Source organism: Winogradskyella eximia (genome assembly GCF_003386165.1).
Lineage (GTDB): Bacteria > Bacteroidota > Bacteroidia > Flavobacteriales > Flavobacteriaceae > Winogradskyella > Winogradskyella eximia.
On the sequence record NZ_QRDV01000001.1, the window covers coordinates 154,772 to 176,418 of the forward strand.

19 protein-coding genes are annotated in these 21,647 nt (G+C 31.3%); 17 read left to right on the forward strand and 2 right to left on the reverse strand.

From position 1 onward, the window contains the following. Position 1: 1 nt before the first annotated feature. Positions 2 to 850: a DUF4249 domain-containing protein gene (locus DFQ10_RS00665; protein WP_115815505.1), complete on the forward strand. Its 849-nt coding sequence runs from the start codon at positions 2 to 4 to the stop codon at positions 848 to 850. A 36-nt stretch (positions 851 to 886) separates the two neighbouring features. Here DFQ10_RS00665 and DFQ10_RS00670 read toward each other — a convergent pair whose 3' ends face one another. Beyond that, positions 887 to 2,041 (reverse strand): DNA polymerase III subunit, encoded by a 1,155-nt coding sequence (locus DFQ10_RS00670; protein ID WP_115815506.1) that lies wholly within the window; start codon positions 2,039 to 2,041, stop codon positions 887 to 889. An 87-nt stretch (positions 2,042 to 2,128) separates the two neighbouring features. Here DFQ10_RS00670 and DFQ10_RS00675 point away from each other — a divergent pair, with 87 nt between their 5' ends. The 3 genes from DFQ10_RS00675 to DFQ10_RS00685 all read left to right on the forward strand — a co-directional run bounded on the left by DFQ10_RS00675 (position 2,129) and on the right by DFQ10_RS00685 (position 5,961). Then, positions 2,129 to 3,316, forward strand: a complete 1,188-nt coding sequence (locus tag DFQ10_RS00675) for a phosphoglycerate kinase (RefSeq protein WP_115815507.1) — start codon at positions 2,129 to 2,131, stop codon at positions 3,314 to 3,316. A gap of 79 nt (positions 3,317 to 3,395) precedes the next feature. Beyond that, on the forward strand, positions 3,396 to 4,955 hold the full coding sequence (locus tag DFQ10_RS00680) for a LysM peptidoglycan-binding domain-containing protein (protein ID WP_115815508.1): 1,560 nt from the start codon (positions 3,396 to 3,398) through the stop codon (positions 4,953 to 4,955). Positions 4,956 to 4,980: 25 nt separating this feature from the next. Further along, complete coding sequence (locus DFQ10_RS00685) at positions 4,981 to 5,961, forward strand: DUF4837 family protein (RefSeq protein ID WP_115816402.1); 981 nt, start codon at positions 4,981 to 4,983, stop codon at positions 5,959 to 5,961. Positions 5,962 to 6,019: 58 nt separating this feature from the next. On the opposite strand, the gene DFQ10_RS00690 is transcribed toward DFQ10_RS00685, so the two are convergent. Beyond that, positions 6,020 to 6,199 (reverse strand): twin-arginine translocase TatA/TatE family subunit, encoded by a 180-nt coding sequence (locus DFQ10_RS00690; RefSeq protein WP_115815509.1) that lies wholly within the window; start codon positions 6,197 to 6,199, stop codon positions 6,020 to 6,022. Positions 6,200 to 6,312: 113 nt separating this feature from the next. Here DFQ10_RS00690 and DFQ10_RS00695 point away from each other — a divergent pair, with 113 nt between their 5' ends. The 13 genes from DFQ10_RS00695 (at position 6,313) to DFQ10_RS00755 (ending at position 21,644) form a co-directional block, all read left to right on the forward strand. Then, positions 6,313 to 7,182 (forward strand): M23 family metallopeptidase, encoded by an 870-nt coding sequence (locus tag DFQ10_RS00695; RefSeq protein WP_115815510.1) that lies wholly within the window; start codon positions 6,313 to 6,315, stop codon positions 7,180 to 7,182. Next, positions 7,182 to 8,684, forward strand: coding sequence for a GH3 auxin-responsive promoter family protein (locus DFQ10_RS00700; RefSeq protein ID WP_115815511.1), 1,503 nt, complete (start codon positions 7,182 to 7,184; stop codon positions 8,682 to 8,684). The genes DFQ10_RS00695 and DFQ10_RS00700 overlap by 1 nt, the downstream gene beginning before the upstream one ends. Positions 8,685 to 8,709: 25 nt before the next feature. Continuing rightward, entirely contained in the window at positions 8,710 to 10,401 is a 1,692-nt protein-coding gene (locus DFQ10_RS00705; protein ID WP_115815512.1) for a DUF6909 family protein, read from the forward strand. A gap of 3 nt (positions 10,402 to 10,404) precedes the next feature. Continuing rightward, the gene (locus DFQ10_RS00710; protein WP_115815513.1) at positions 10,405 to 11,457 is read left to right on the forward strand and encodes a hypothetical protein; all 1,053 of its coding nucleotides are present in this window, start codon (positions 10,405 to 10,407) and stop codon (positions 11,455 to 11,457) included. After that, entirely contained in the window at positions 11,450 to 12,463 is a 1,014-nt protein-coding gene (rfbB, locus tag DFQ10_RS00715; protein ID WP_115815514.1) for a dTDP-glucose 4,6-dehydratase, read from the forward strand. The genes DFQ10_RS00710 and rfbB overlap by 8 nt, the downstream gene beginning before the upstream one ends. Before the next feature lie 55 nt (positions 12,464 to 12,518). Beyond that, a complete protein-coding gene (gene rfbA, locus DFQ10_RS00720) occupies positions 12,519 to 13,382 on the forward strand; it encodes a glucose-1-phosphate thymidylyltransferase RfbA (RefSeq protein ID WP_115815515.1) in 864 nt (287 codons plus the stop codon). A gap of 1 nt (position 13,383) precedes the next feature. Beyond that, positions 13,384 to 13,929, forward strand: coding sequence for a dTDP-4-dehydrorhamnose 3,5-epimerase (gene rfbC / locus DFQ10_RS00725; protein WP_115815516.1), 546 nt, complete (start codon positions 13,384 to 13,386; stop codon positions 13,927 to 13,929). Beyond that, the gene (gene rfbD, locus DFQ10_RS00730; RefSeq protein ID WP_115815517.1) at positions 13,926 to 14,786 is read left to right on the forward strand and encodes a dTDP-4-dehydrorhamnose reductase; all 861 of its coding nucleotides are present in this window, start codon (positions 13,926 to 13,928) and stop codon (positions 14,784 to 14,786) included. Before rfbC ends, rfbD begins: the two co-directional genes overlap by 4 nt. Before the next feature lie 77 nt (positions 14,787 to 14,863). Then, on the forward strand, positions 14,864 to 15,979 hold the full coding sequence (gmd, locus tag DFQ10_RS00735; protein WP_115815518.1) for a GDP-mannose 4,6-dehydratase: 1,116 nt from the start codon (positions 14,864 to 14,866) through the stop codon (positions 15,977 to 15,979). Beyond that, the gene (locus DFQ10_RS00740; protein ID WP_115815519.1) at positions 15,979 to 17,337 is read left to right on the forward strand and encodes an SGNH/GDSL hydrolase family protein; all 1,359 of its coding nucleotides are present in this window, start codon (positions 15,979 to 15,981) and stop codon (positions 17,335 to 17,337) included. The genes gmd and DFQ10_RS00740 overlap by 1 nt, the downstream gene beginning before the upstream one ends. After that, entirely contained in the window at positions 17,330 to 18,379 is a 1,050-nt protein-coding gene (locus tag DFQ10_RS00745; RefSeq protein ID WP_115815520.1) for a GDP-L-fucose synthase family protein, read from the forward strand. The genes DFQ10_RS00740 and DFQ10_RS00745 overlap by 8 nt, the downstream gene beginning before the upstream one ends. A 221-nt stretch (positions 18,380 to 18,600) precedes the next feature. Continuing rightward, the gene (locus DFQ10_RS00750; protein WP_115815521.1) at positions 18,601 to 20,070 is read left to right on the forward strand and encodes an MBOAT family O-acyltransferase; all 1,470 of its coding nucleotides are present in this window, start codon (positions 18,601 to 18,603) and stop codon (positions 20,068 to 20,070) included. A 32-nt stretch (positions 20,071 to 20,102) separates the two neighbouring features. Further along, entirely contained in the window at positions 20,103 to 21,644 is a 1,542-nt protein-coding gene (locus DFQ10_RS00755; RefSeq protein WP_147299155.1) for an SGNH/GDSL hydrolase family protein, read from the forward strand. The last annotated feature ends 3 nt before the right edge of the window (positions 21,645 to 21,647 follow it).

Below are 21,647 nucleotides of genomic sequence, written 5' to 3' on the forward strand. Positions count from 1 at the left end.
CATGAAAAAGTTTATAAAATCATTATTAATTTTAATGTCAATAGGTCTTATATCTTGTAGCGATGTTATAGATGTAGAAGTGCCAACTGCAACAGAACGATTGGTTATTGAAGCCTCGTTAGATTGGCAAAAAGGAACAACAGGTAATAACCAAACAATAAAATTAAGTACATCCACTCCTTATTTTGACACCACAATTAATAATATCGTTGTTGGTGCTTCTGTTAAGGTGACAAATGTAGATTCTAACGTAGAATACATATTTACAGATCAAAATGATGGCACATATACCATTTCTAACTTTGTTCCTGTAGTTAATAATACCTATACTTTAGAAGTCTTATACAATGATGAAATTTATAAAGCAACTGAGACTTTAGTTGCAGTTCCGGCAATAAATGGAGCTGATCAATCCCTTGAAGGAGGATTTGATGATGAAGTTTTAGATGTTTCAATTTATTGGAATGACCCAATAGACGAAGAGAACTTCTATTTCATTAGGTTTTCTGAAGAACAAGAGAATTTTCCAGATTTATCAAGCATATCAGATGAGTTTTCAAATGGTAATGAAATGGATTATTTTTTTGAAAATGACAAAGAAGATGATGATGGTAACCCAACTGAATTTTTAGCCGGAGATGTAGTAGATATAGAATTGTATGGAGTTTCTGAAGGATATTACAATTACATCAGTTTATTAATAGACCAGTACTATGCAGGAGGTGATCCTTTTAGTTCAGTGCCAGCAGAATTAAGAGGGAATTGTATAAACCTAACCAATGAAAGCAATTATGCTTTTGGATTCTTTAGATTATCGGAATATGATACTTTAACTTATACATTTGAGTAATTATTTAAGTTAAGCTTTTAATCTATTACAGGATTTTTAACCCGATTTCTTATGTAGTAATCGGGTCAATTTAATTGATAAATCGGTGAGCACAATCTTAGAATTTCCATTACGCTCTATATGGTAAATAGCATCCTGTAGTTCATCTGATATTTCTAGAATATTAGAGTCGTGAACAAAAGGCGCAAATTTTGAAAGTTTAAAATCTTCGGATTTTGGCTCCAAATACACCAACTCTTCTGCTTTATAATTAAGTAGTAATGCTTGTCTAAAATAGTTTAAACAAAAATTGAGGAATTTTTTTTGTGTTTCACGCCCTGTTTTAGCAATTTCTTCAGACCAAGAAATTAAATCGTGAATGGCAGCTTTATTTCCTCTAGCTTTAAATGCTGCACGAATCCAAAAAACAAACCATTTTTCAAACTGAATATCTTCACTATCGTGATAAATTAAATCGCAAGCTTTGTTATAATTGCCGTTAGATTGATGCGCAATTTTTATCGCCTCAGATTGCTCAATTTGATAGTTCTTAACTAATGCTTCACAAATGGCCTCTTCCGCTAATGGAGGAAAATGTAAAATTTGGCAACGCGATTTTATGGTGTTAATTATTTGCTCTTCATCTTCGGCAATAAGAATAAATATGGTTTTTTCTGGGGGCTCTTCAATTAATTTCAACAATTTGTTGGCACTGGCAGTGTTCATTTTTTCAGCCATCCAAATAATCATCACTTTGTAGCCACCTTCATAAGATTTTAAAGCAAGAGACTTAACAATCTGTAAGGCCTCTTCCACACCAATTTGTCCTTGTTTATTATCTACACCAAGTAGTTTATACCAATCAAATAAGTTGCCGTAAGGTTGCTGGTCTAGGAGTTGTCTCCATTCTTCGAGATAGAAACTTGAAACTGGCTTACTTTTTACTTTATCGCTAGTTGTAACAGGAAAAGCAAAATGTAAATCTGGATGCGAAAAATTTTTAAATTTTATATTACAAGAATCATTTCCGCCTGTGTTTTCTCCATTAGAGTTATTACACAAAATATATTGTGCATATGCCAAAGCCATTGGCAGTGTTCCGGATCCCTCTGGACCAACAAATAATTGTGCATGGGCAATTCTCCCTGCATCTACACTTGTGGTGAGGTGATTTTTTATGTGTTTTTGACCTAATACTTCAGAAAATAACATAAAGCAAAACTATATAAAATATTTCTGTTTCTATTCTTTATATTTGTTCTTCAAAATAATTTTTTTTTCACATCTTATTATACGCTCATGAAGACATTAAACGATTTCAATTTTAAAGATAAAAAAGCATTAATCCGCGTAGATTTTAATGTACCATTAAATGATAAATTTGAGGTAACAGACGCAACGAGAATTGTATCTGCAAAACCAACAATTATTAAAATTTTAGAAGATGGTGGTAGCTGTGTTTTAATGTCGCATTTAGGGAGGCCAAAAGGTGTGCAAGAAGAATTTTCGTTAAAACATATTGTAAATAAGATTGAAGACATATTGGGTGTAGAAGTGAAATTTTCACCAAACTGTGTTGGTCCAGAAGCTGAAAAAATGGCTAATGCTTTACAACCAGGAGAAATTTTATTACTTGAAAATTTACGTTTTCACGAAGAAGAAACAAAAGGAGATAGAGATTTTGCAAAGCAATTGTCTAAACTAGGAGATATCTATGTAAACGATGCTTTTGGTACTGCGCATAGAGCACATGCTTCTACAACTATTGTGGCAGAATTTTTCCCAGAAAACAAATGTTTCGGAAGCCTTTTAGCACAGGAAATTGAGAGTATTAAAAAGGTGATGGAAGATGGAGAAAAACCTGTTTTAGCCGTTCTTGGTGGTGCAAAAGTATCTTCAAAAATTACAATAATTGAAAACATATTAGATAAAGTTAATCACTTAATTATTGGAGGTGGTATGACGTTTACGTTTATTAAAGCTCAAGGCGGAAGCATTGGAGATTCTATTTGCGAAGACGATAAAATGGAATTGGCTTTAGATATTTTAAAACAAGCCGAAGCAAAAGGGGTAAAAATTCATTTACCAGTAGATGTAATTGCAGCTGATGCTTTTAGTAATGACGCTAATACTCAAGTGGTAGATGTTAAGCATATTCCAGATGGTTGGCAAGGTTTGGATGCTGGTCCTAAATCTATTGAAAATTTCGATGCTGTTGTTAACGAATGTAAAACGATACTTTGGAATGGTCCATTAGGTGTGTTTGAAATGGAAAATTTCTCTAAAGGCACTATTGAACTTGGAAACTCTATAGCAAACGCCACTAAAAATGGAGCATTTTCTTTAGTTGGAGGTGGAGACTCCGTTGCAGCTGTAAAACAATTTGGTTTTGAAAACAAAGTAAGTTACGTTAGTACAGGTGGAGGAGCTATGCTCGAAAGCTTAGAGGGTAAAACCTTACCAGGAATAGCCGCTATATTAGATTAGTAGTAAAAAAATACTATTTTTAGCACTTTCAGCGTTTAGAATACGTTGCACACATATTACGAATCAATTTTTGTAAACCATGAAATTAAGAACTTTTTTATTGGCTTTTTTTTGCTGTACGCTATATAGTGGATTTTCCCAAGTTAAGACGGATAGCATTACAAAAAAGCCATCCGAAGTAATTTCAAACAAAAATTCTGTAATTGATGGCAAGCTCTTTGCAACAGAAAAAAAGATTCATGCAGAGGTAGACACATCAGGTGTAAAAAGTCTTAAAGATTTACCTGAAGCCGCTGAATTAGATAAAAAGTGGCTAGAAGAGCTGTATAGCAATTCGCTTTTCGATACAATTTATAAATCGGTTACGGAGTTAAAATATGAGCCAGTTGATTACCCAGAGCTTTCAACAGATACCTTAAAAGCAAGATTAGCACGTCTTAATGCTAGAACACCTTTTAATGTTGAGTATAATGAGTCTTTAGAAAGTGTAATAAAAGGTTATTTAAAACACAGAAGAGGATCTTTAGAGCGCTTAATGGGATTAAGCCATTTTTATTTTCCAATGTTTGAGCAAGCATTTGACAATCATGACATTCCTTTAGAAATGAAGTATTTGGCGATTGTAGAATCTGCTTTAAAACCAAGAGCACGTTCTCGTGTTGGTGCCACAGGCATATGGCAATTTATGTATGGCACAGGAAAAGAACACGATTTAGATGTGAGTAGTTATGTTGATGATCGTAGCGATCCTATAAAATCAACTACAGCTGCTGCGGAATATCTAGGAAGAATGTATCGTATTTTTAACGATTGGGATTTAGCATTAGCAGCTTATAATTCTGGTCCAGGAAATGTAAACAAAGCGATTAGACGTTCTGGAGGTTCTAAAAACTATTGGAATATTCGTACTAATTTACCGCGAGAAACCGCAGGTTATGTTCCGGCATTTTTAGCGACGATGTATATTTTTGAGTATGCAGAAGAACACGGTTTTAGGCCAGAGCGTCCCGAGTTTCAATTGATTCAAACGGATACGGTTCACGTAAAACAAATGATTTCTTTAGATCATGTATCTGAGGCCACAGGAATTAAGATTGAAGAATTACAGTTTTTGAATCCTGCATATAAATTAGATATTATACCTAAGGTTGCGGGTAAAACATACGCATTAAGATTACCTAGAGAAGCGGTAGGAACGTTTGTAACTAACGAAGATAGAATTTATGCATTCGCTAATGCAGAGTTTAATCAACGCGAAAAACCATTACCTAAAGCCATAAATTCTGATACCAAAACTACATATCGTGTACAAAATGGCGATTATCTTGGTAAAATTGCGAGAAAGTATGGTGTTCGTGTGAGTCAATTAAAACAATGGAACGGCTTGAGGGGAAATGACCTTAAAATTGGACAAAGATTAACAATCTATCCTAGAATTCATGGTGCTTCAAATACTTCAAAACCAGAAAAAAGAGTTGTTAATACAGCAGGAAAGCAAACCTACAAAGTAAAGTCTGGTGATTCGCTTTGGACCATTGCTCAAAAATTTTCTGGAGTTTCTGTTCAAAATATTAAAGATTGGAATGATATTAGCAGTAATAAACTTAAAATAGGAATGACATTAATTGTTTCTAAATAGTTTAACCAACAAAAAAAATAATCTTATGAGAACGTTTTATACCCTTTTGTTTTGTACGTTGTTATTAGCCTGTGGAGATAAAAAGAAAGAGGATAATACAGTGTATTTACCTGCATCTAACGGAAATTTGAATTCTATTTCTATTGTTGCTGATAATATTTTATGGGAAGGAAATGTAGGAGAAAATATTCGAAACATTTTTGCAGCTCCTTTAAATGGTTTACCAACTGATGAGCCAATGTTTAGTATGAAACAGATTCCACCTCAGGTTTTTGATGGTTTTGCTGCGCGAAGTAGAATAGTGCTTAAAATTGAAAAATCAAATGTTGAAGCGACCACTAAAATAGTAAACAATCCGTTTGCTAAACCTCAAACCGTTGCTGTAGTTGCTGGTAAAACAGATAAAGATATCATTGCGCAGTTAGAAGAAAACCGTGATAAAATAATTGATGCTTTTAATAAAGAAGAAGTCAAAGAGAAATTGAGACGAATTAATCTATCGTTATTAGCAGACCAAGCCGTAGAAGAAAAGCTAGGCATAGCAATAGATATTCCTTCAGCATACAGAATTAGTAAGTCAGATGACGATTTTTTCTGGTTACGTAAAAACCTTAGTAATTCTAAAACTATAGAATTAATGCTCTATGAAGTACCATTAGAAACCATTTCTAATGGTGATAGTACTATTGTAGATATTGTAAAAATGCGAAATGCTGTTACTAAAACTAAAATTCCAGGTGAAGACGGTATTTACATGGTTGTAGAAGATAAGTATGCACCTTCAATGTTTTCTACAATTATAGATAATAAGCCTGCTTACGAGGTAAGAGGTATGTGGGAAATGAATGGTTTTACAATGGCAGGTCCATTTATAACCTATGCTATTGAAGATAAAATTAACAATCGTTATTTAGTTGCAGATGGTTACGTATATGCACCATCTCTAGAGAAACGAGATTACATCTTTGAACTTGAAGCAATGATCAAATCCATTACAATTAAGTAATAAAAAAAGCCAACTAAATAATAGTTGGCTTTTTTTATTCTATCTAATAAGTGTTTATTTATTCTTTATTTTCCGGAGAATCTTTTTCCTTACTAGCATCTTTAAATTCCTTAATTCCACTTCCTAATCCTTTCATTAGTTCAGGGATTTTTTTACCTCCAAATAACAAAAGTATTGCTAAACCAATAATGACATATTGCCATGGTCCAATGAATAAAATTATATTATTAAAAATCATAACTTTTAATTTAGACTGCAAAGTTAGTAATTATAGTTTAATAATAGTGATATTTAGTCAACTTTAAGAGTTTATCGTGGTACTATTTCAGTATTTTAACTAATTTTGTTTTGATGGCAAAAAAGAAAAAAAAAGAAAAAAAATTCACTAAGAAATTGCTTCATAAGTATCGTTTAGTCATACTAAATGAGGATACTTTTGAAGAACGTTTTGCTATTAAACTAACGCGTCTAAACGTTTTTATTCTTACGTCTCTTTCTGCGATATCACTCGTTTTCTTTACCGTTTTATTGATTGCTTTTACTCCATTAAGAGAATACATTCCAGGTTATTCTTCTTCTAAATTAAAAAAGAAAGCGACCATATTAAATTACAAGACGGATTCTCTTGTACAAGAATTAGAATTGAATAAACGATACTACGCTTCAATACGAAAAGTGTTAACAGGAGATGTGGCTACTTTAGAATTTAATAGAGATTCTTTAATAAATGCAGCTAAAAATGATCTCGACATTTTGCAAGTACCAACTAACCGAGAAGATTCTTTATTAAGAGAAAAAATTGATAAAGAAGACAAATACAATTTATTTGAGGTGTCTGGAGACCAATCTAATTACGTATTATTTTCACCTGTAAATGGTACAATTTCTGAAGGCTATAACCTAGAAGAAAAACATTATGCTGTAGATATTGTTGTACCTGTTAATACTCCTGTAAAGGCAACTACTGATGGTACGGTTATTTTTGCTGAATGGACTGTAGAAACGGGTTATGTGGTGATAATAGAGCACAATAGAGAGTTAATCTCGGTTTATAAACATAATTCTGCCATTACAAAAACACAAGGCGATTTGGTAAAAGCAGGAGAAGTTATAGCCATGTCTGGTAATGCCGGAGAATTAACTACAGGACCACATCTTCATTTTGAATTATGGAGCAAAGGATATTCTGTAAATCCAACTAATTTTATCAATTTTGAATAATGGCATCACTTAAAGCCGCACTTTCTAAACCATTTGCAAAATTCGTTGCAAAGCGTATTCAGAAATGGTCATCTAAACCTATAGAAACACAACAAAAAGTTTTTAAGAATTTAATTTCAGAAGCAAAACACACTGCATTTGGAAAAGATCATAAGTTTAGTTCAATAACATCTTATAAAGAATTTCAAGCTAATGTTCCTGTAAGGGATTACGAAGAGTTAAAACCGTATGTAGAACGTGTTGTTGCAGGTGAGGAAGATGTACTCTGGAAAGGTAAACCTCTTTATTTTGCTAAAACTTCGGGCACAACTTCTGGAGCAAAATACATTCCTATTACAAAGGAAAGCATGCCAACACATGTAGAAGCGGCTAGAAATTCAATTTTAATGTATATCCACGAAACAGGAAATGCAAAGTTTGTTGATGGTAAAATGATTTTTCTTCAAGGAAGCCCAATTTTAGAGGAAAAGAACGGCATTAAACTTGGTAGATTATCAGGAATTGTAGCACATTATGTGCCTAAATATCTTCAAAAAAATAGAATGCCCAGTTTAGAAACTAATTGTATTGATGATTGGGAAACTAAGGTTGAAGCTGTAGTTGATGAAACTATAAATGAGGATATGAGTATCATTTCTGGGATTCCGTCTTGGGTGCAAATGTATTTTGAAAAGTTAATTGAAAAATCAGGAAAGAACGTAGGTGACCTTTTTAAAAATTTCAACCTTTTTATTTTTGGAGGTGTAAATTACGAACCTTACAGAGCTAAATTCGAGAATTTAATAGGGAGAAAAGTAGATAGTATAGAACTATATCCTGCAAGTGAAGGCTTTTTTGCATTTCAAGATAAGCAGAATGAAAGAGGCATGTTACTTCAGTTAAATTCAGGCATTTTTTACGAGTTTGTAGAAGCAGAACATTTTTTTGAAGAGCACCCAAAGCGCATCACTATTGCAGATGTAAAGTTAAGCGTAAATTATGTAATGATTATTTCTACTACTGCCGGACTTTGGGCATACAATATTGGAGACACTATTCAGTTTACATCACTAAAACCTTATAGAGTGATTGTAAGCGGTAGAATAAAGCATTTTATTTCAGCCTTTGGTGAGCATGTTATTGGTAAAGAAGTTGAGCAAGCGCTAAAAGACGCTACAGAAAACACTTCAATTTCTGTTAATGAATTTACGGTTGCACCTCAAATAAACCCTGTAGAAGGTTTACCTTACCACGAATGGTTAATAGAGTTTGAAAACGAACCAGAAAATGAAGCTGTTTTAATTGAGGCATTAGAGCAATCTTTAAAGAAACAAAATAGTTATTATTTAGATTTAATTGAAGGTAAGGTTTTAAGGCCTTTAAAGCTTACAAAAATTAAAAAAGACGGATTTCAAACTTATATGAAATCAATCGGAAAATTAGGAGGACAAAATAAAATACCAAGATTATCTAACGACCGAAATATTGCAGACCGTATGCATCAGCTTAATTTAACTAAATAAAGCTATATTTGTTGGTCAAAATAGCATGAGTACAATGAAGAAAAAACAAGGAAGAACAAGAGCACAAGAGAGTTCTAGTGCTATAGAGCGCATGTATATTACTATGCGTCATCTTTTTAATCGTGGATTTTATAAACCAATGGGAGTTTCTGGTGAAACTTTGCGAGAAGCCCTATTGCTTTTAAGACCAGAAATCTATGGTTCAATAGGAGAAGAGAAAGCAGAGTTAGAAGGTTTATTATATGTCGTAGACCGTTTACCACAAGGTATTGAGGAATGTACTTTTATTAATCTTACCAGTGATGAAGGTTATGCTAATTCTCATTTTAAAGCGATTATTCCGCCAAAAAGAAGGCGTAATTGTTACAGAATAGATGATGAGCAAATGAATATTGAAATTACAAGAGGTCGCTCTGAAATTTACGATATTTTAACGCATCTTACCTTTTTGTTTGTTGAGTCTCATAAAATTAGCAAACGTGTTATTATTGATGAAGAAGGTACAACGGTTAGAGATTGGCAGAAATTAGAAAATGCGGTTAATTCTACAAGTAAACTTACACAGAAAGAACGCGAAATTGCCATTACACATACGGCAAATATTTTAGGAAGAACGTTTAACGAACTAACTGAGGCTTATCCAAAATTTGCGACAGAGAGTCAACCTGAACGCTTATTACATATTGTGTATTGGTTAGGTAAATTGGCTATTGAAGAAACAATTAATAATAACAAACGTACCATAACATTTAGTCCTGTTTTAAGAGAGCGTTTGGGGCATCATATTCATGGAGAAATATGGGCAGATACTATTAAATCTGCTTTACATAAAAATGATTTATTAGAGCGACCTATCCATATTATTAGTGCCAATATGCATAGTGTTATGAATACCTTGTTTGCTAAAGGAACCCTTAAAGGAGCTGATGCAAAAAAAGATATTTTTCAAACGTATGAGGCTTTAAGTGATTCCAAGAATTCTAGTTTACGCAATAAAGTAGAGAAATCTGCGTTGCAAAATGGAATGATTCAAATAAATGATACCTCTGGAACTAACATAGATATTCAAATTTTTGATACTGACAAGATTGATTTTTCTAAAACTGAATTTAAGTATCTAGAAGAAGCTAAAGAAAACAAAGCGGTTATTTTTGTAATGGATTATGCTTTTGGAGAACAAGCCTATGAAACTTTAGACGAACTTTTAAAACCAATAAATGTTGGTGATAAACACGTTCATTTAGATGTAAAGTCTATTTCAATAATGGGTAAAGCCGGAATTTTAGAAGGAGGAAAAGGAGATGTAATGATTCCTACAGCTCATATTTTTGAAGGCACAGCAGACAATTACCCTTTTAAAAATGAGTTAAGCCAAAAGGATTTATTAGACTGTGGAGTCTCTGTTTATGAAGGTACTATGGTAACAGTATTAGGAACATCTCTTCAAAATAAAGAGATATTAAAGTTCTTTAAAAACTCAACATGGAATGTTATTGGTTTAGAAATGGAAGGAGCACATTACCAAAAAGCCATACAAGCAGCATCTAGAGTAAGAGGCAGTATTAATGAAGATGTTAAAGTAAGATATGCGTATTATGCCAGTGATAATCCTTTAGAAACAGGTAGTACATTAGCTTCTGGTGGATTAGGAACCTCAGGTGTAAAGCCAACATACGTTATTACTAAAAAGATTTTAGAACAGATATTTAATTCATAACAAATGAGTGAAAAATTACCGCAACAACCAAACAACGAAGAGGTTGATTTAGGACAATTATTTAATGCCATTGGAAATTTATTTCAAAGATTATTCAATTTTATAGGTAGTATTTTTAAGGGCATTTTTTCTGCTATTATTTATACTATAAAACCACTTGTAGAGAATTTTAAATTGGTTGTAGTCGCAATAATATTGACAGGAGTATTAGGTTATATTTTAGAAAAGATTAAAGAGCCTATTTATTATTCAGAGATGGTGGTTAAACCATATTTTGATTCTAAATACCAACTCTCTAATAATATCAATTATTATAATGCCTTGATAGGTTCTGGAAACGTAAAGGAATTGTCTTCTATTTTTGAAATAGATACTTTAAACGCTAAAGAACTAAAAGGTTTTACTTTAGAACCAGGTCCTGAAACTCAAAATGATTTATTTGTTGAATATGATGAGTATGTTAAGTCAATTGACACATCTTTAGTAGATGAACTTAATTATAAGGATTATTTAGATAAAAGGGAATTAATGTCTAGCAGAGTGTTTGCTATAAAAGCAAAATCATCTAAAATTGATATTTTCACAAAGTTACAAAATGGGTTTATAAAGACTTTTGAGAATGACTTTTCAATACATCAAAAACGTGTAAGAGATACAATGGCTTACATACAACGCTCAACGTTAACTACGGAATTATCGCGTTTAGATACTATTCAAAAAACATATTTAGAGGCTATAAAAAACGAATCTCAAAATCAAAATCTAGCTCTTGGTACTGGTAGTATGTTTCCGCTTCTAGAAGAAAAAACAGTAACCAAAGAGTATGAATTGTTTATAAAAGAACAAGGTATAAGGAGAGAGCTAAATGAATTAAATAGAACGATTGCAGAAGAAAATACATTTTTCGATATCTTAGCTCCTTTTGATAAGTTAGGTATAAAAGATACTAGTTTCTCACATCGTTATTCTCTTTTATTTCCAGCCTTAGCCTTAGTTGTTTTTCTCTTAGTATTTTTAGTTTTAAAAGTATTTAATTTCATTAAAGACTATGAATAAAAATGTTTTAATAACAGGTGGAGCAGGTTTTATCGGGTCTAATTTTATTTTCTATTTTTTAGAAAAGTATAAAAACATTAAAATTGTTAATTTAGACAAGCTCACTTATGCAGGTGAGCTTTCTAATTTAAAAACACTTGAAACCAATAATAATTATACGTTTATTAAAGGTGATATTTGCGATACTGAACTTGTAAACGAACTTTTTACCAGTCACCAGTTTACCGATGTTATTCATTTTGCGGCAGAATCTCACGTAGATAATTCTATAAAACATCCGGATGCATTTATTAACACTAATGTTTATGGCACTTTTAATTTACTGAATGTAGCTAAAACCCATTGGATGGATGCTCCATTTTCATTTAAAGAGGGTTGTAAAGCAAATAGATTTCATCATATTTCTACGGATGAGGTATATGGTACTTTAGGCCAAAAAGGTTTATTTACAGAAGAAACTCCTTATGCACCAAATAGTCCATATAGTGCATCCAAAGCATCGTCGGATTTTATTGTAAGAAGCTATTTTCATACTTACGGAATGAATGTGGTAACTACAAACTGCAGTAATAATTATGGACCAAAGCAGCACGATGAAAAATTAATTCCTACCATAATTAGAAAAGCACTTAATAATGAATCAATTCCGATTTATGGAGATGGCAAGAACATTAGGGATTGGTTGTATGTAGAAGATCACTGTAAGGGAATTGATTTAGCATTTCAAAAAGGGAAAGTAGGTGAGACTTATAATATTGGTGGCAAAAATGAGCGCGATAACTTATATATAGCGCATAAAATTTGTGATATTTTAGATGAGTTAAAACCCAAAGACAAGCCTTATTCCAAATTAATCACTTTTGTTAAAGATAGACCTGGACATGATTTTAGATATGCTATCGATGCGTCTAAAATTGAAACAGAACTAAAGTGGAGCGCTGATGAAAACTTTGAAACAGGAATCGTTAAGACCATTGAGTGGTATTTAAAAAAATATAAAAAATAATAGTATTATTAGTTGGTTTTTAAAGGCTTAATAGTACTATAAAATACTTTTTAAGATGAAAGGAATAGTTTTAGCAGGAGGATCAGGTACACGGTTACATCCGTTAACATTAGCAGTAAGTAAACAACTAATGCCTATTTATGATAAACCTATGATTTACTATCCTATATCAACTTTGATGTGGTCTGGTATTAAGGATATACTTATCATTTCTACACCTCAAGATTTACCATTATTTAAAAAGCTTTTAGGAAATGGAAAAGCTTATGGCTGTGATTTTCAATACGCCGTACAGGAATCACCAAATGGATTGGCGGAAGCTTTTATTATTGGAGAGGATTTTATTGGAGATGACAAGGTTGCATTGATACTTGGTGATAATATTTTCTATGGTACAGGATTAGCAGATTTGCTTCAACAAAATAATGATCCAGACGGAGGTATAATATATGCATATCATGTTCATGATCCGGAACGTTATGGAGTTGTAGAGTTCGATGAAAACGATGTTGCAGTATCTATTGAAGAAAAACCTAAAAAACCAAAATCTAATTATGCCGTTCCTGGTATTTATTTTTACGATAATTCAGTAGTTCAAATTGCAAAAAATATTAAACCTAGTCAAAGAGGTGAGTTAGAAATTACAGACGTTAATAAAACCTTTCTAAGTCAAGGTAAATTAAAAGTTAGCGTATTAGACAAAGGCACGGCTTGGTTAGATACAGGCACCTTTAAATCGTTGATGCAAGCCTCTCAATTTGTTCAAGTAATTGAAGAGAGACAAGGCTTAAAAATAGGAGCGATAGAAGAAGCGGCTTATAGAATGGGGTATATTGACAAAAAACAATTTAAAAAGGTGGTTAAGCCATTAACTAAAAGTGGCTACGGAGAGCATTTATTAAGTTTATTATCAGAATAATATGATTATAAAGGAAACAAAAATAGAAGGGTGCTTTATTATAGAACCTCAGGTTTTTGAAGATAAACGCGGATATTTTCTAGAAAGTTATAATCAAGCCGCTTTTAATAGGGCGCTAGAGTTAGATATTAAATTTGTTCAAGATAACGAATCACAATCCTCAAAAGGGGTCCTAAGAGGATTACATTATCAACTTGGTAAATATGCACAAGCAAAGCTCGTAAGAGTTATAAAAGGGAGAGTTTTAGATGTAGTTGTAGATTTAAGACCAAATTCTTCAACTTTTGGTGAACATATTTCAGTAGAGCTTAGTGAAGAAAATAAAACACAATTTTTTGTACCAAGAGGTTTTGCTCATGGCTTTTTAGTTTTAGAAGATGACACCATTTTTAGTTATAAATGTGATAATTTTTACAATAAAGCATCAGAGGTAGGTATAATATATAATGATGAGGATTTAGCTATTGATTGGAAATATTCTAAACAAGAATTGACTATTTCGGAGAAAGATTTAATATTACCAAACTTTAAGAATGCTCAGTTATGAAGAGGGTCATTGTACTCGGTGCAAATGGGCAGTTGGGGAAAACAATTAAAGATTTTGAAAAATTTGAAGCTATTAAATTCTCTTTTTTTTCTCGAAATGAGATAGATATTACTGATATCAATAGCTTAACAAAAAATTTTAAGGATGCAGATTTTGATTTATGCATTAACTGCGCAGCATATACAAATGTAGAAGCAGCTGAAAGAAATGTTGCAGAAGCTTTTTTAATTAATGCAGAAGGTGTAAAAAACATAGCTGAAGTATGTAATTCTTATAAAGTGAAATTAATCCATATTTCGACGGATTATGTGTTTGATGGCAAAAAAGGAAAACCATACACTACTACCGACCATACAAACCCGATTAATCAATACGGAAAATCTAAATTACAAGGAGAGTTATATATACAAGAGAAGCTAAAGGAGCACTATATTATTAGAGCTTCTTGGTTGTATTCATTACATGGCAAAAATTTTTTAAAAACAATTATTAGCAAAATTGAAAGTGAAGCTACTTTAAACATTACCACAGAAGAAGAAGGTACTCCTACAAGTTGTATAGATTTGGTTACATTTATTTTGTACATTATTAAAGTTGATAATTTACCCTATGGAATCTATAATTTTTCTGCTAAGGGTAGTACTACATGGTATGGGTTTGCTAAAGAAATTGCTAAAAATTATAAATTAGGAAATAGTGACAAAATTCTGCCAACTGATAAATATAAGACACAAGCTAAGCGACCAAAATTTAGTGTATTAAATCTTAATAAAACCGAAGAATTTTACAAAGAGCTTAGAACTTGGGAAGAAAGTGTTGGAGTTGTGGTTAAAGGTTATAAAATCAGTCGAAGTTAAAACTCCAATATTAGAAAAAGGTTTATTAAATAATTACCTTTGTTAACTAGCAAAAATTCAAAACAATTATTCATATAATGAAAAAAATAGCTTTAATAACAGGAGTTACAGGACAAGACGGAGCATATTTAAGTGAGTTTCTTCTTAAAAAAGGCTATATCGTACATGGACTTAAGCGTAGGTCTTCTTTATTTAATACGGATAGGATAGATCACCTATACCAAGATCCACACGAAGAGAATGTTAACTTTATTCTACACTATTGTGATTTAACGGATAGCACTAATCTTATTAGGATAATTCAAGAAGTTCAACCAGATGAAATCTATAATCTTGCCGCAATGAGCCATGTTCACGTTTCTTTTGAAATACCAGAATATACAGCAAATGCAGATGGAATAGGAACATTACGAATATTAGAAGCGGTTAGAATTTTAGGTCTTGAGAAAAAAACAAGAATTTATCAAGCCTCAACGTCAGAGCTGTACGGAAAAGTACAAGAAGTGCCACAAACCGAAAAAACACCATTTTATCCAAGAAGCCCTTATGCAGTAGCTAAAATGTATGCTTATTGGATTACGGTAAATTATAGAGAGGCATATGGAATATATGCATGTAATGGTATTTTATTTAATCATGAGTCTCCAATAAGAGGTGAAACTTTTGTAACTAGAAAAATAACAAGAGCAACATCTAAAATAGCATTAGGACTGCAAGATAAAGTATACTTAGGCAATTTAGATGCTCAACGAGATTGGGGACACGCCAAGGATTATATAAGAATGATGTGGATGATTCTTCAGGCAGATGAACCAGAAGATTGGGTCATTGCAACTGGAAAAACCACAACCGTAAGAGATTTTGTGAAAATGTCGTTTGGTCATGTTGGAATAGATTTAGAATTTAAAGGAGAAGATTCTAACGAAAAAGGCTATGTAAAAGCATGTAATAATCCTGATTTTCAAATTGAAATAGGAAAAGAAGTTGTTGCTGTAGATGAAAAATATTTTAGACCAACAGAGGTTGAGCTTTTAATTGGTGATGCTACAAAAGCTAGAGAGAAATTAGGATGGATTCCAGAATACGATTTACCTGCTTTAGTTGAAGATATGATGTCTAGCGATATTAAGCTGATGCAAAAACAACAATATCTTAAGGATGGTGGTTATAGAATAAAAAATTATTTTGAATAATGAAGAAGAGCTACTTTTTTTTAGTATTTAACTTACTTTTTTTAAGTGTTTCTAGCCAAACTTCAATTGAAAAAATTAAATTTAAAGGGATTGATAGAACTCTTTGTCTATTACAGCAAAGTACTAAAGACCATCCCAATAATGTAGAAATACTATTTTATGGGCAATCTATTATTGGAGGTATGAAAACCAATATTTTAATAGACTCTCTAAAAGCGCATTATCCTTATGCAAATATTACATTTAAGCATAAACCTATTGGAGGTTTTACCATTCCAAAATTAATTAAAACGGCTGAGCATGATCTGTATCAAGAAAACCCAGATTTAATTATATTCCATGCTTATGGTGGTATAAAAGAAGGCTTGTATGATGAATTAATAAAAAACATAAGACGTCATATGGCTTCAGATGTTTTACTATTAGATCATCACTATGTTTGGAATAAGCCAAATACCACGCTTCAATCTATAAATGAGGCTCATGATAGAGACTCAAAAGCAATACAAGAAATTGCTAAAAAATATAATTGTGGGATTGTTAAAGTAAGAGAACAATGGAAGCGCTATTTATTAGAAAATAATATTGAAGCGAATGAATTAATGGGAAATACAATTGATCCAAACGTACATCCTAATGATAAAGGTAATGAACTGCTGAGATCATTGGTTCTTTCTAAATTAGTTGAAGAGCCTAAAGATAATTATGATATACAATTGGATAGTATTAGAGTTTTACACGAGTTTAAAGATCAAAGTAATTTAAGTGCAAGCTATAGCGGAAATTGGTTTCAGCTAACGACAAATCAGTTAACCAACAAAGACGCAAAATTAAAAGTTCTAGTAGACGGAAAAAGTCCGTTAGCGCATAGAAGTAATTATTATATCTCAAGACCTTCTAACGGCTTTAAAAGTTGGATGCCTTCTATTTTAAAAGTTTGTTTAGGAGAAACAATACCACAAGAAGAAAAATGGACACTTGAAGTTTATAATATAGATAGAGCAACAAAAACGTTTAGCTTTAAATTAAATGGAGATATTACTGGTGCAGATGGTCAAGGAAATTCAGCCCATAATTTTATTTCAGAATCTAAAAGAATTCAAATTAAAAAAGAAGATTTTTATGTTTTTGAGAACGAGAGGATATTTAAAAATGAAACTCCAGAAAATTTTAAAATTCATTTTTCTGTAAAACCAATTGTTAAGGATACTATTGTTTTAAACGAAAAAACCATTAAGTATAACGTTTTTAGAGGTTTTGATTCTAAAAATCATAAGATTGACATTGAAATTATTTCAGGTAATCCAACTATTAAAACCTTATTAATTAACCAATCATTTATTAATAGTAATGACTAAAAATGCTAAGATATATGTTGCTGGACATAGAGGTTTGGTAGGAAGTGCAATAATAGAAAACCTTGAAGTCAAAGGATATTCTAATATCATTACAAGAACCCATAAACAACTCGATTTAACTAATCAGGTTGAGGTGCAAAATTTTTTTAATGTTGAAAAACCAGAATATGTCATTTTAGCGGCTGCAAAAGTTGGTGGTATTGTTGCAAATAATGTGTATAGAGCAGACTTTATCTATGAAAATTTAATGATTCAAAATAACGTAATTCATCAAAGTTATGTTAATGGAGTTAAGAAATTATTGTTTTTAGGGAGCACATGTATTTATCCTAAAACTTGTCCTCAGCCTATGAAAGAGGATTACTTGCTAACGGATACTTTAGAATATACCAATGAGCCCTATGCCATCGCAAAGATAGCTGGTATAAAAATGTGCGAGAGCTATAATTTGCAATATGGCACCAACTTTATTTCTGTGATGCCAACCAATTTATATGGTCCAAACGATAATTTCGATTTAGAGAAATCACATGTTTTACCAGCTCTAATTAGAAAAATATATTTAGCAAAACTTCTTAATGAAGAAAACCTTAAAGCTGTTTTAGAAGACACAGGGTTTAAAACTATTGAAGAAGCTAAAGAGTATTTAGCTTCATTTGGTGTTTCAAAAAATAGTGTAGAAATTTGGGGAACAGGAAAGCCAAGACGTGAATTTTTATGGTCTAAAGATATGGCAGATGCCTGTGTTTTTTTAATGGAAAATAGAGATTTTAAAGACACACATGTATTAAACCAAAAGGAAGTAAGAAACACACATATTAATATTGGTACAGGTAAGGATATCTCAATAGTTGAACTTGCTGAAACTATAAAAGAAATTATTGGATTTAAAGGAGACTTAGAGTTTAACGCTGACAAACCTGACGGAACAATGAAAAAGTTAACAGATGTTTCTAAATTGAATGATTTGGGCTGGAAGTATAATACATCTTTAGAGGATGGTATTAAAAAACTATTTAAATGGTACATAGCCAATAAATAGACAATTATAGAAGTTACCAAAGTTCTTCATAATAATTAAATCCTTAGTAATTAAAAATCTGATTAAGAAGTAAGAATTTTAGATTATTTGCTTCGTAATATAAAAAGATTGATAGAATGAAATTAGAATTTATGGTAATATCGGGAAACCCAAAATTTAAAATAGCAATAAGGATATCTTCATATACAAATTAATCAATTTTAAGAAATTAGTACTTAAATATGCTTTTTAACTCTGTCGATTTTGCGATTTTCTTTCCGATAGTATTTGTCTTGTATTGGCTATTATCGCGAAATCTTACATCCAGAAATATATTAATTTTAGTTGCCAGTTATCTTTTTTATGGTTGGTGGGATTATAGGTTTCTTTCATTAATTATTATAAGTTCTCTCGTAGATTTTGTTGTTGGTAAAATGATTTATAAAGCGGAGAGTAAGAAAAATAAGAAATTACTTTTGTGTATAAGTCTTATCATTAATCTTGGCTTTTTATTCTACTTTAAATACACAAATTTTTTTATTGATAGTTTTATTAATGCGTTTGCATTATTTGGTAAAGAATTAAATATTACGGCCTTAAATATCATTTTACCTGTTGGTATTAGTTTTTATACATTCCAGACGCTAAGTTATACGATAGATATATATAGAAACCAACTAAAACCAACAAATGATGCGTTGTCATTCTTTTCATTTGTCGCATTCTTTCCACAGCTAGTGGCTGGCCCAATTGAAAGAGCATCTCATTTATTACCACAGTTTTATGTAAAACATAAGTTTAATTACAATAATGTAAAAACAGGTTTTTTATTAATTGGTTTTGGGCTGTTTAAAAAAATGGTTATTGCAGATAGAGCGGCAATTGTAGTTAATCAGGTTTTTAATAATCCAGAATTATATTCGGGTGTAGAAGTAGTTTTGGCGACGATACTGTTTGCTTTTCAAATTTATTGTGATTTTTCGGCATATTCAGATATTGCTATTGGAGCTGCTAGGACGATGGGCTTTGATTTAATGAAAAATTTTGATAGTCCATATTTTTCAAAATCAATTACCGAGTTTTGGAGAAGGTGGCATATATCACTATCAACATGGTTTAGGGATTATGTATATATACCTCTTGGTGGTAGTAAAAAAGGGAAATATAAAACATACGCAAATCTATTTATAGTGTTTGTTGTTAGCGGATTGTGGCATGGAGCAGCTGCTACATTTTTAATTTGGGGAGCAATTCATGGATTTATTATTGTTTTAGAAAAAGCAACTAATAAAGAAAGAAAGAAGATATATAATAAGATTGGTTTACTTAGCAATAAATTTTCTGGAAAATTGTTTTTTTCTATGATAACATTTAGCATCGTTTGCTTTGCTTGGATCTTTTTTAGGGCACCAAGTTTTGATACAGCCATGACCTTAATAAAGTCCATACCTACAAATAATTTTATTATATTTTTTACTGATGACCTATATAAATTAGGCTTGGATCGTTATCAGTTAGTTATTTTAACTTTAGCGATAATTACACTTTTAATGCTTGAGATTATAAATAGACGAAAAAACCTCGTTGTATTTTTAAAAAATCAATTATTTGTATTTAGATGGATGGTCTATTTGAGTATTATATTTATAATAATCGTCTTTGGCGTTTACGGAGATAATGACACATCACAATTTATATATTTTCAATTTTAATCAGAATGCTTAAATTTTATATAAAATCTTTATTGTTAATTATTATTACTGTTGTAATATTAAAGGTAAGTGATAGCTTTATTATACATGACGAATTATTACACTATAATATTGAAAAACTTTACAAAGAAAAAGATTCGTGTGATTTTGTTTATTTGGGAAACTCACTTACTAGAAGATCATATAACGCACCTTATATTGATAGCACACTAAATACTAAAAGTATTTGTTTAGCAAGCGAGGCACAACATTTTTATTTAACAAATTCAATATTTGAAGATTTTATAGAGAATAAAAATTTATACCCAAATAAGGCTTTAATAATTACACTTTCACCTTGGCAATTTAAAGTTTTGAATGAGCAAAAATGGTGGCATTTTCTGCAGATGTCAGCACTAGATGAGTTAAGTATATCTAAAAATTATTTTAGTAATATTAAGGAATTCTATAGTTATAAGGATCTCCCTAAAATTTTTAGCACTACAATTAGATTTCATAGTGAAATTCCTAGCCAAATAGTGCAAACATCAAATAAAATGAAAGTTTTTAATAACATAGACCCTAATGGATTTGTTTTAGGAATTAACTCAAAACTTAATAAGTCACAAAGGGAGGAAAAGAAAGGCATTTCAAGTTATATTGATAGCTATACTAAAAGTATAGCAGAAACTGAACAAAAAGAGCTTAGTGACAAATCGGTCGAAGTACTTTTAAATGTTATAGAAAAATGTAAATCAAAAGGGATTAAGCTTATATTTATTACACCACCATCAATAGACGCCTTATATTATAGTGGTGAATTTGGACAGAGAAAGTTTATAAAAGAGTTGCTTAAATCAAATAGCGTAAGCTATATTGATTTTAACGAAAAATTTAAAGAAATAGGTTTAACCTTTGATGATTTTAATGATTTTGCTCATCTAAACAAAGAAGGAAATAGAAAATTAGCTCCGTTTATGGTCGATTTTTTAGCTGAAACTTTAGATATTGAAATTAAGAAAAATATAGAACCTAAAAGTGAAGTTATTGATGAAGGGGTTTTAGATACAACTATTATTAACACTAATAATCTAGCGAAACATGTTTTAGAATTTAATAAGTGGGGAAAAGTTGGAATTGTTTCTAAATGGCTAAATAATCAAGAGGTACAAATTAAAAGGGATGCTAAGGTTAAGTCTTCTTTTGTGCACACAGGAGACATTTTAGTTGAAGAAGGAGAAATATATGAGGCAAGTATAAAGGCTAAACTAAGTAGTAAAGATGCATACATTGGGCTGAGAATTTTAGGAAAATATCCAGATAGAGTAGATGCCGTTTTTGACATCAAAAATCAAAAAGTTCTAGGTGTTAATACCTATGGAAATTTCACATCAGGTGAGGCTAATATAGAATTGTCAAAAAAGAACATTATAGTTTGTAAGGTTAAGTCTAGGGTAAAAGGAGAAAAGTTAAAAGTTTTATTAGGACCGACATCAATATTAAACAAATTACCAAGTTGGGAGGCTCAAACAGATATTAAAAATGCTGTTACGATTCTACCTTTAAGCTTAGTATTTAAAAAAGTTAATGACTAGTTT